This window comes from Mesorhizobium sp. M2C.T.Ca.TU.002.02.1.1, assembly GCF_003997225.1.
This window is the reverse complement of sequence record NZ_RZTO01000241.1, coordinates 1-7690: the sequence shown is the minus strand read 5'-3', so window position 1 is coordinate 7690 and position 7690 is coordinate 1. Positions and strand designations below refer to the sequence as shown.

Annotated in this window: 9 protein-coding genes; 3 read left to right on the top strand and 6 right to left on the bottom strand. The window is 66.0% G+C overall.

All coding sequences use genetic code 11. The annotated features are described in order from the left end of the window. From EOD07_RS14975 to EOD07_RS14960, 4 genes are all read right to left on the bottom strand, one after another. On the bottom strand, nucleotides 1-347 hold a 347-nt coding region (locus EOD07_RS14975), incomplete at its 3' end, for a sigma factor (protein ID WP_281059054.1). A 462-nt stretch (nucleotides 348-809) separates the two neighbouring features. Next, nucleotides 810-1313: an invasion associated locus B family protein gene (locus tag EOD07_RS14970; RefSeq protein ID WP_040987887.1), complete on the bottom strand. Its 504-nt coding sequence runs from the start codon at nucleotides 1311-1313 to the stop codon at nucleotides 810-812. Between the two features lie 257 nt (nucleotides 1314-1570). Continuing rightward, nucleotides 1571-1933 carry a YkvA family protein gene (locus EOD07_RS14965; protein WP_127236021.1) on the bottom strand — a complete coding sequence of 121 codons (363 nt, stop codon included), beginning with the start codon at nucleotides 1931-1933 and terminating at the stop codon, nucleotides 1571-1573. A 371-nt stretch (nucleotides 1934-2304) separates the two neighbouring features. Next, a complete protein-coding gene (locus tag EOD07_RS14960; protein ID WP_127236020.1) occupies nucleotides 2305-2598 on the bottom strand; it encodes a 4a-hydroxytetrahydrobiopterin dehydratase in 294 nt (97 codons plus the stop codon). Nucleotides 2599-2647: 49 nt separating this feature from the next. Between EOD07_RS14960 and EOD07_RS14955 the strand changes: the two genes are divergently transcribed. Beyond that, a complete protein-coding gene (locus EOD07_RS14955; RefSeq protein ID WP_127236019.1) occupies nucleotides 2648-3157 on the top strand; it encodes a low molecular weight protein-tyrosine-phosphatase in 510 nt (169 codons plus the stop codon). Here EOD07_RS14955 and thpR read toward each other — a convergent pair. Both thpR and EOD07_RS14945 read right to left on the bottom strand, forming a co-directional pair. Next, the gene (gene thpR, locus EOD07_RS14950) at nucleotides 3064-3657 is read right to left on the bottom strand and encodes an RNA 2',3'-cyclic phosphodiesterase (RefSeq protein WP_127236018.1); all 594 of its coding nucleotides are present in this window, start codon (nucleotides 3655-3657) and stop codon (nucleotides 3064-3066) included. The two genes, EOD07_RS14955 and thpR, sit on opposite strands and share 94 nt — an antisense overlap. Before the next feature lie 118 nt (nucleotides 3658-3775). Then, the gene (locus tag EOD07_RS14945; RefSeq protein ID WP_127236017.1) at nucleotides 3776-4438 is read right to left on the bottom strand and encodes an arylesterase; all 663 of its coding nucleotides are present in this window, start codon (nucleotides 4436-4438) and stop codon (nucleotides 3776-3778) included. A gap of 82 nt (nucleotides 4439-4520) precedes the next feature. Between EOD07_RS14945 and EOD07_RS14940 the strand changes: the two genes are divergently transcribed. Together EOD07_RS14940 and EOD07_RS14935 are read left to right on the top strand one after the other, a co-directional pair. Next, entirely contained in the window at nucleotides 4521-5219 is a 699-nt protein-coding gene (locus EOD07_RS14940) for an ABC transporter ATP-binding protein (RefSeq protein ID WP_127236016.1), read from the top strand. Beyond that, nucleotides 5219-7690: ABC transporter permease (locus EOD07_RS14935; RefSeq protein ID WP_164772259.1), on the top strand; the 2472-nt coding region annotated here is incomplete at its 3' end. The genes EOD07_RS14940 and EOD07_RS14935, both read left to right, overlap by 1 nt.

Here is a 7690-nt window from a genome sequence, read left to right as displayed (position 1 = left end):
ATTTCGGCCTGGTCGGTCGGCATCCGGGCAAGCGCCCTGCTCACGTTGGAGAGTTCGGCGCTGTGCTCCTGCGGCGGCGGCGAGGCCGCATCCGACATGTCGGCGATGGATGCAAGGCGCCGCCTGTCGGCATCGGCCCGGCTGGCGCCGGTGAAGAAGGTGTTGCGGACAATCCTGATCAGCCAGGGCAGCAGCGGCCGGGAGGGATCGTAGCCGCCGGCCATCGACAGCGCCCGGGCGAGAGCCTCCTGCACCAGGTCGTCGGCGTCGGAATCATTGCCGGTGAGCACCCTGCCGTAACGCCACAAATCCTCCAGATGCGGTATGACGTCGAACTTCGCTTTCATCCCATCTCATACCGCTCGTCGCATCTGTCCAAGTCATGCCGCCCGTCTTATCCCGCGTCGACGCGCGCCGGGCCTACCTTAGCTCACCGCCCAGCCGAAGCCGGCATGAAAGCGGCCCAGCGGTCAGGGACAGGGACAGGCAACCGCTGGGCCGGATGGGAGCGTGCTCCTCCCGACTGCAAGCCCTGAAAGACGCCAGTGCTTGCCGCTCCCTGTTTTCGACATGGCCTTGGACATGGCCACGCACCTCAAAGAGCGTTCTCCCTCTCTTGCGCTATCTACCGGTCTCGGCCGGAAACTATTCCGTCCCGCAGCGGAATTTTTTCCCGAACGCATGGCTGCAGGCGAATGCCAGGCGAACTGGTGCGCGGAATCGACCGATGCAGGCGCAAGGGGCAAGCTGAATGGCAAAAGGCCGGGCTTGTGGCCCGGCCTTCACGTCAAATTCGGGTGTTTCTCAGCCTATTTGCACTTGGCGATGGAGGCCAGCGCTGCCGAGATGCCCTTCAGCGAAAAGACGTAGGAGGTCGGGTTGCCGCGGCCGGACTTGGCCTGCACCTTCATGTCGGACCCGGTCTTCATGGCGGCGATCAGCACCGGCTCTTCCGCCGCGTTCTCGACCCAGGCCGACTTGCCGCGGGTGAACATCGAAAAGGTCTTCTTGTCGATGGTGACAGTGGCCTTCGAGCCCTCCTGGAAATTGTAGCCGGCGATGAACTGCGGCTCGTAGGAGACCTGCTGCCCGGGCCGCTGGCTGACGAAGAAGAACATGTCGCCATGGTCGAGCGTCGCCGGCTGCTTGTCGGTCGGCACGGTCAGCACATAGCAGACCTTGCCGGCGGCCGACTGATAGCTGTAGGTGCCCCAGGCATTGTGCTGGCCGATCTTGGTCGCCTGCTGCGCCAACACCGGCACTGCCGAGGCCACCAGGACCAGGCTGGAAACTATAGCAATCAATCCGCGCATCGTTCTTCCCGTATTCCAAATGGTGCGGAGGCGGGCCGCGTGGCGTCCTGCCGTCGCTTCATTTTGATTTAATCAGGGTTACCAAACGGTGAATTGCCCTCGAAGAAAAGGAACTCACCCCAGGAAACCGCCACCATCCGCGCCGCCACTGTGGATTGAGGCTGGCGCGACGTCCCGGCGCGGAGTTGGAGGCCACGAAAACGGCAAGAGTTTGTCTTTTCGCAGCTGCTGATTTGCGGATGTGAGGCGCGCCGGTCTCAGCCCTTGTCGGCCAGCGCGTCCTTGGCGGCCTGCCTGTGGGCAGGCGTGATGTGGGCGCTGACGGCGGTGATCGCGGCGGTCAGCACGGCGAGGTCGTCGGTGTAGCCGAGGCCGACGATGACGTCGGGGATGAAATCGAACGGCAGGACGAAATAGCCGAGCGCGCCGAGCAGCGTGGCCTTGGCGCGCAGCGGCGTGTCCTTGTCCATGGCGCAGTAATAGGCGGCGACAACTTCGTCCATGAACGGAATCTGCCGCGCCGCCTTCTTGGCGGTGCGCCAGAATTTCTCGCGGACCTCGCCTTCGCCGGCGAGCTTGTCGCCGAAGCCGAAGAAATCGAAACCGGGACCTTGCGTCATCAATCGCTCCTTGGTGGCCACGCGCATGCTTGCGCCAGCCTGCCGGGGGAAAATGTGGTGAAAGCCGGGGGCCGCTGCAAGAGTTTAGGGGGCTGCTGGTCGGAAAATCGGATTCACTTGGCGTTTGGCTGCGATAAGCAGCATTTCGGTTGCCGGTTGGTGGGTGTGATTGGCAATCGCCTTAGTCTGGCGATTGGCCGAGGCCTCCCTCCGATCGTCATCCTCGGGTCTGCGCTCCGCTTCGCGTCGCTCCGCCCGTGGATGACGAAGTTCGCGGGCTTCGGCCGATCGCGAGCGTTCGCCACGATCTGCGCGCGTCGCGTCGCTCCTTGCTCCGCCCTGGAATGACGAAGTCACGAGACTTTTCGCCCTCAGTGAAAATACCGGTTCATCCGCTTGGCCAGCTCGATATCCAGCGCCGTGACGCCGCCGGCGTCATGCGTGTTCAGCGTCACATCGACGGTCTTGTAGACATTCGACCAATCGGGGTGATGGTCCATCTTCTCGGCGGCCAGGGCCACGCGCGTCATGAAGGCGAAGGCTTCGGAGAAATTCTTGAAGACGAAGCTGCGCTTGATCGAAGCGCCGTCGGCGGCGAGCGACCAACCCTCAAGTTCCGCTAACGCGGCGGCGATCGCGTCCTTGCTGAGTTTGTCTCTGGTCATGTCGGTTTCCTGTGCTATTCGGAGGTGATCCAACCATAGCGCCGGATCGATGAGCGCGAAGCCTATAAATTCCATTCTGTTCGTCTGCCTCGGCAACATCTGCCGCTCGCCGCTGGCCGAGGGCGTGTTTCGCGCGGTGCTCGCCGAGCACGGCAAGGACCTTGCGATCGATTCGGCCGGAACCGGCGGCTGGCATGCCGGCGAAGAGCCGGACCGGCGCTCGATCGCGGTGGCCGCGCGGCACGGCGTCGACATTTCAGGGCAGAGGGCGCGCAAGGTGCTGCCTCAGGATTTCTCGCGCTTCGACCTGATCCTCGGCATGGACCGGGCCAATGTGCGCGACCTCAAGGCGCTGGCGCCACGGGCCGCGCGCGACCGCGTCCATCTCTATCTGGACTTCGCGACGGGGAAGGCCGTGGACGTGCCGGATCCCTATTATGACGGCGCCGAGGCTTTCGCCTCGGTCTACCGCATGATCCGCGAGGCGTCGGAGGCGCTGGCGAAGCGGCTCGAGGCCAGCGTTTCGCCGACCAGCGGCCAAGCTTCCTCGACGATGTAGGGACCGCCGCCGACCGAATCGCGCGACGACATCAGGACGAAGCGGCCGACGCGGAAGGGAAGCGCCGCGAAATTGCCGCGCGCCGAGAGATATTGCGCGACATCGAGCGGGCTCGCATTGCGCAGGCGCGCCAGCGTCACATGCGGCGAGAACTTGCGCGGATCGGCCGGCAGGCCGAGCCGCTGGCAGATGCGGTCGATCTCGCCCTGCAGCGCCGTGAGATCCGGCGATGGCGACACGCCGGCCCATACCGCATGCGGCTTCTTGCCGCCGAAGGCGCCGACGCCGGAGAGCGTCATCTGGAAGGCGGGGCGGTCCACCCTGTCGAGGGCGTTGGCGATCTCGTCGGCGACATGGCCCTCGACATCGCCGATGAAGCGCAGCGTCAGATGGTAGTTTTCGACATCGATCCAGCGCGCGCCAGGCAGCCCGCCCCGGAGCAGGGACAAGGAGAGAGCGGCGTCACGCGGAATTTCGAGGGCGGTGAAAAGACGTGGCATGTGAAGCCTCCTGTCCTCGAATCGAAACTCTCGGCCCTAGCGAATCATCGATATCAGCGCGGGGCAAGCGGTTTGTTGTCCACAATGTTTCCCCAGCGGAAAGCGTGGCATTCCGGACTCATGACGGCCCCCCATTGTCGGCGATCGCCTTCACGACCACGGGAAGGATGCGTTCCACCATGACGTCGACCCCCTTGGGATTGGGATGCAGGCCATCTTCCAGCTGGAGGTCGGGGTGGCCGGCGACGCCGTCGAGAAAGAACGCATAGAGCGGGACGCCGTATTTTTCGGCAAGCCGCGGATAGATGGCGTCGAAGGCCTTCTGGTAATCGGCGCCGAGATTGGGCGCTGCGCGCATGCCGGCGAGCAGCACCGGAATGCCGCGCTGCTTCAGCTTGCCGAGCATGGCGTCGAGGTTCTTCTCGGCAATCTCGGGCGAGACGCCGCGCAGCATGTCGTTGGCGCCGAGCTCGAGGATCACCAGCCTTGTGCCGTCCGGCACCGACCAGTCTAGGCGCGCCAGCCCGCCGCTCGAGGTGTCGCCCGACACGCCGGCATTGGCGACGGTGACGTCGAGGCCTTTCGCTTTCAAGGCTGCCTGCAGCCTGTCGGTGAAGCCCTGGCTCGGGCCGAGGCTGTAACCCGCCATCAGGCTGTCGCCGAAGCCGACGATGGTGAAGGTGTCGGCGCGCGCCGACGAAATGGCGCCGCAAAGGGCGAGGAAAAAGATGAGGGCTGCGAAAACAACGGGGGCTGCGGCAAAACGATGTTTGAATGCCATGCGGCGAGCCCCATATGACCGGAACAACCCAAGGAAGGAGACACGGGCCATCTCCTTTTTCCACATATAGGGCACTTTCATTGTGACAGAAGCCGTCATCGCGCTGAGGGACGTATCGCTGACGCTCGGCGAGGGCGCGTCCGCCGTCCATGTGCTGAAGGGCGTGAGCCTCGACGTGGCGGCCGGGCAAGCCACCGGCATCGTCGGCCCGTCGGGCTCCGGCAAGTCCACTTTGCTTATGGTCCTTGCCGGCCTGGAACGGGTCGATTCGGGCACGGTCCGGATCGCCGGCGAGCTGATCAACGACAAAAGCGAGGATCAGATCGCTTCGTTTCGGGGGCGAAACATCGGCATCGTGTTCCAGTCCTTCCATCTCATCCCCAACATGACGGCGCTGGAGAATGTCGCGGTGCCGCTCGAGCTTGCCGGCCATGCCGATCCGTTCGGGGTGGCAGCGCGGGAACTCGCGGCGGTCGGCCTGAGCGACCGCGTGACGCATTATCCCGGCGAGCTTTCCGGCGGCGAGCAGCAGCGGGTGGCGATCGCCCGGGCGCTGGCGCCGTCGCCGCGCATCCTCATCGCCGACGAGCCGACCGGCAATCTCGACCAGGCGACGGGAAAGCAGATCGCCGACCTCCTCTTCGCCAAGGCGGCGGAACGCGGCATGACGCTGGTGCTGGTCACGCATGATCCCACGCTCGCCGGGCGCTGCGCGCGCCAGGTCTCGATGCGCTCGGGGCGGATCGAGGATGCGCCCAAAGCCGTGAAGGTACCCGCCTGATGCGGACATTGAAGCTCGCCATCCGCTTCTCGCTGCGCGAGATGCGCGGCGGCCTGTCCGGCTTCATGATCTTCCTTGCCTGCATCGCGCTCGGCGTCGCGGCGATCGGCGGCGTCAATTCGGTGGCGCAGGCGATCTCGGCCGGTGTCGCCGATCAGGGCCAGACGCTGCTTGGCGGCGATTTGCGCTTCCAGGTCAACCAGCGCAGCGCTTCTGACGCCGAGCTCGGCTTCATCCGCAGCCTCGGCGCGGTGTCGCAGACGTCCGGCATGCGCTCGATGGCGCGGCTGGAGGACGGGTCCGACCAGGCGCTGGTCGAGGCCAAGGCCGTCGACGACGCCTATCCGCTCTACGGCGCGCTGGAAACCGATCCGGCGCTGCCGAAGGAGCAGTTGTTCGGCGAAAGATCCGGCGTATTCGGCGCCGCCGCGCCCGACCTTTTGTTCGACCGGCTCAACCTTCACGTCGGCGACCGGCTGAAGCTCGGCGGCGCCGTTTTCGAGTTGCGGGCGAGGCTGGTGAGCGAGCCGGATGCGGTGTCGGACGGCTTCGGCTTCGCGCCGCGGCTGATGATCTCGGGCCAAGGGCTTGCCGCATCCGGCCTGGTGCAGCCGGGCAGCCTGGTCGAGAACGCCTATAAGGTGCGGCTGCCCGACGGCACGTCGGAGGCGCGGATCAAGGACATCCAGACCCAAGCCGCGAAGGATTTCCCGCAGGCCGGCTGGTCGATCCGCACGCGCAGCAACGCCGCCCCCGCGCTCTCCGCCAACATCGAGCGCTTCTCGCAGTTTTTGACGCTCGTCGGGCTGACGGCGCTGGTGGTCGGCGGCGTCGGCGTGGCGAATGCCGTGCGCGCCTATCTCGACGGCAAGCGCGGCGTCATCGCCACCTTCAAGAGCCTGGGCGCCTCGGGCGGCTTCGTCTTCACCGTCTATCTCGTGCAGATCCTTTTGATCGCCGGCCTCGGCATCGTGCTCGGGCTGATCCTCGGCGCCGCGATGCCGTTCGTGGCGAGCGCGCTCCTGCAATCGGTCATCCCGGTGCCGGCGCAAGGCGGCTTCTATCCGGGCGCGCTTGCCATGGCGGCGCTCTTCGGCTTGCTGGTGACGCTGGCTTTCGCGCTCCTGCCGCTCGGCCGCGCGCGCGACGTGCCGGCGACCGCGCTGTTTCGCGAGATGGGATTCGAGAGCCGCGGCCTGCCGCGCCTGCCTTATGCCGGTGCGGCGCTGGCGATCGTCGTCGCGCTGGCTGCGCTGGCGATCCTTTCGGCCAACGACACCCGCATCGCCTCGATCTTCGTCGGCGCCACCGTCTTTGCCTTCCTGGTGCTGCGGCTGGTGGCGGCGCTGGTGCAGTGGGCGGCGAAAAAGAGCCCGCGCGTGCGCTCCGTGTCGCTGCGGCTGGCGCTCGGCAACATCCACCGTCCAGGCGCGCTGACGCCGTCGGTGGTGCTCTCGCTCGGGCTTGGGCTGACGCTGCTGGTGACGCTGGCGCTGATCGATGGGAATCTCAGGCGGCAGATATCCGGCAGCCTGCCGGAGCGGGCGCCGAACTTCTTCTTCGTCGACATCCAGAGCGGCGATGTCGATGCCTTCGCCAGCCTCGTCGGCAAGGAGTCGCCACGGGGAACGCTGGTCAAGGTGCCGATGTTGCGCGGCCGCATCATGGCGCTCAACGGCGTCGACGTCGACAAGGTCAAGATCCCGGCCGACGGCGCCTGGGTGCTGCGTGGCGACCGCGGCCTGACCTATGACGCCAAGCAGCCGGAGAATGCGACGCTGACCGAGGGCGCGTGGTGGCCGCAGGATTATTCCGGCGAGCCGCTGGTGTCGTTCTCGGCCGAGGAGGGCAAGGCGATCGGGCTGAAGCTGGGCGACAGCGTGACCGTCAATGTGCTGGGACGCAACGTCACGGCGAAGATCGCCAATTTCCGCCAGGTGCAGTGGGAGACGATGGGCATCAACTTCGTCATGGTGTTCTCGCCCAACAGCTTTGCCGGGGCGCCGCATGGCTGGCTGGCGACGCTGACCGACAAAAGCGCCACCATGGCCGACGATGCGCGCTTGCTCAATGCCGTCACCCGCGCCTTTCCGGCGGTGACGACGGTGCGCGTCAAGGATGCGCTCGATATCGTCAACCGGCTGGTCGCGCAACTGGGCACGGCGATCCGCGCCGCCGCCGGCGTGGCGCTGATCGCCTCGGTGCTGGTGCTCTCCGGCGCCTTGGCCGCCGGCAACCGGGCGCGCATCCACGACGCGGTGGTGCTGAAGACTCTCGGCGCGACGCGACGAACGCTGATTACCGCCTTCTCGCTGGAATATGTGCTGATCGGCCTTGCGACCGCGCTGTTCGCGCTTGCCGCCGGCGGCATCGCCGCCTGGTTCGTGGTCGCGCATATCATGACGCTGCCGTCGCACTTCATGCCGGAGGTGGCGGTGGCGACGATCCTGGTTTCGCTGACGGTCACCGTC

Excerpts from the sequence above, each read along its gene's own strand:
- thpR (WP_127236018.1), bottom strand. The coding sequence starts at position 3,657 with ATGCCACGTCTTTTCACCGCCCTCGAAATTCCGCGTGACGCCGCTCTC.
- EOD07_RS14945 (WP_127236017.1), bottom strand. The coding sequence starts at position 4,438 with ATGGCATTCAAACATCGTTTTGCCGCAGCCCCCGTTGTTTTCGCAGCC.
- EOD07_RS14965 (WP_127236021.1), bottom strand. The coding sequence starts at position 1,933 with ATGACGCAAGGTCCCGGTTTCGATTTCTTCGGCTTCGGCGACAAGCTC.
- EOD07_RS14960 (WP_127236020.1), bottom strand. The coding sequence starts at position 2,598 with ATGACCAGAGACAAACTCAGCAAGGACGCGATCGCCGCCGCGTTAGCG.
- EOD07_RS14970 (WP_040987887.1), bottom strand. The coding sequence starts at position 1,313 with ATGCGCGGATTGATTGCTATAGTTTCCAGCCTGGTCCTGGTGGCCTCG.
- EOD07_RS14955 (WP_127236019.1), top strand. The coding sequence starts at position 2,648 with ATGAGCGCGAAGCCTATAAATTCCATTCTGTTCGTCTGCCTCGGCAAC.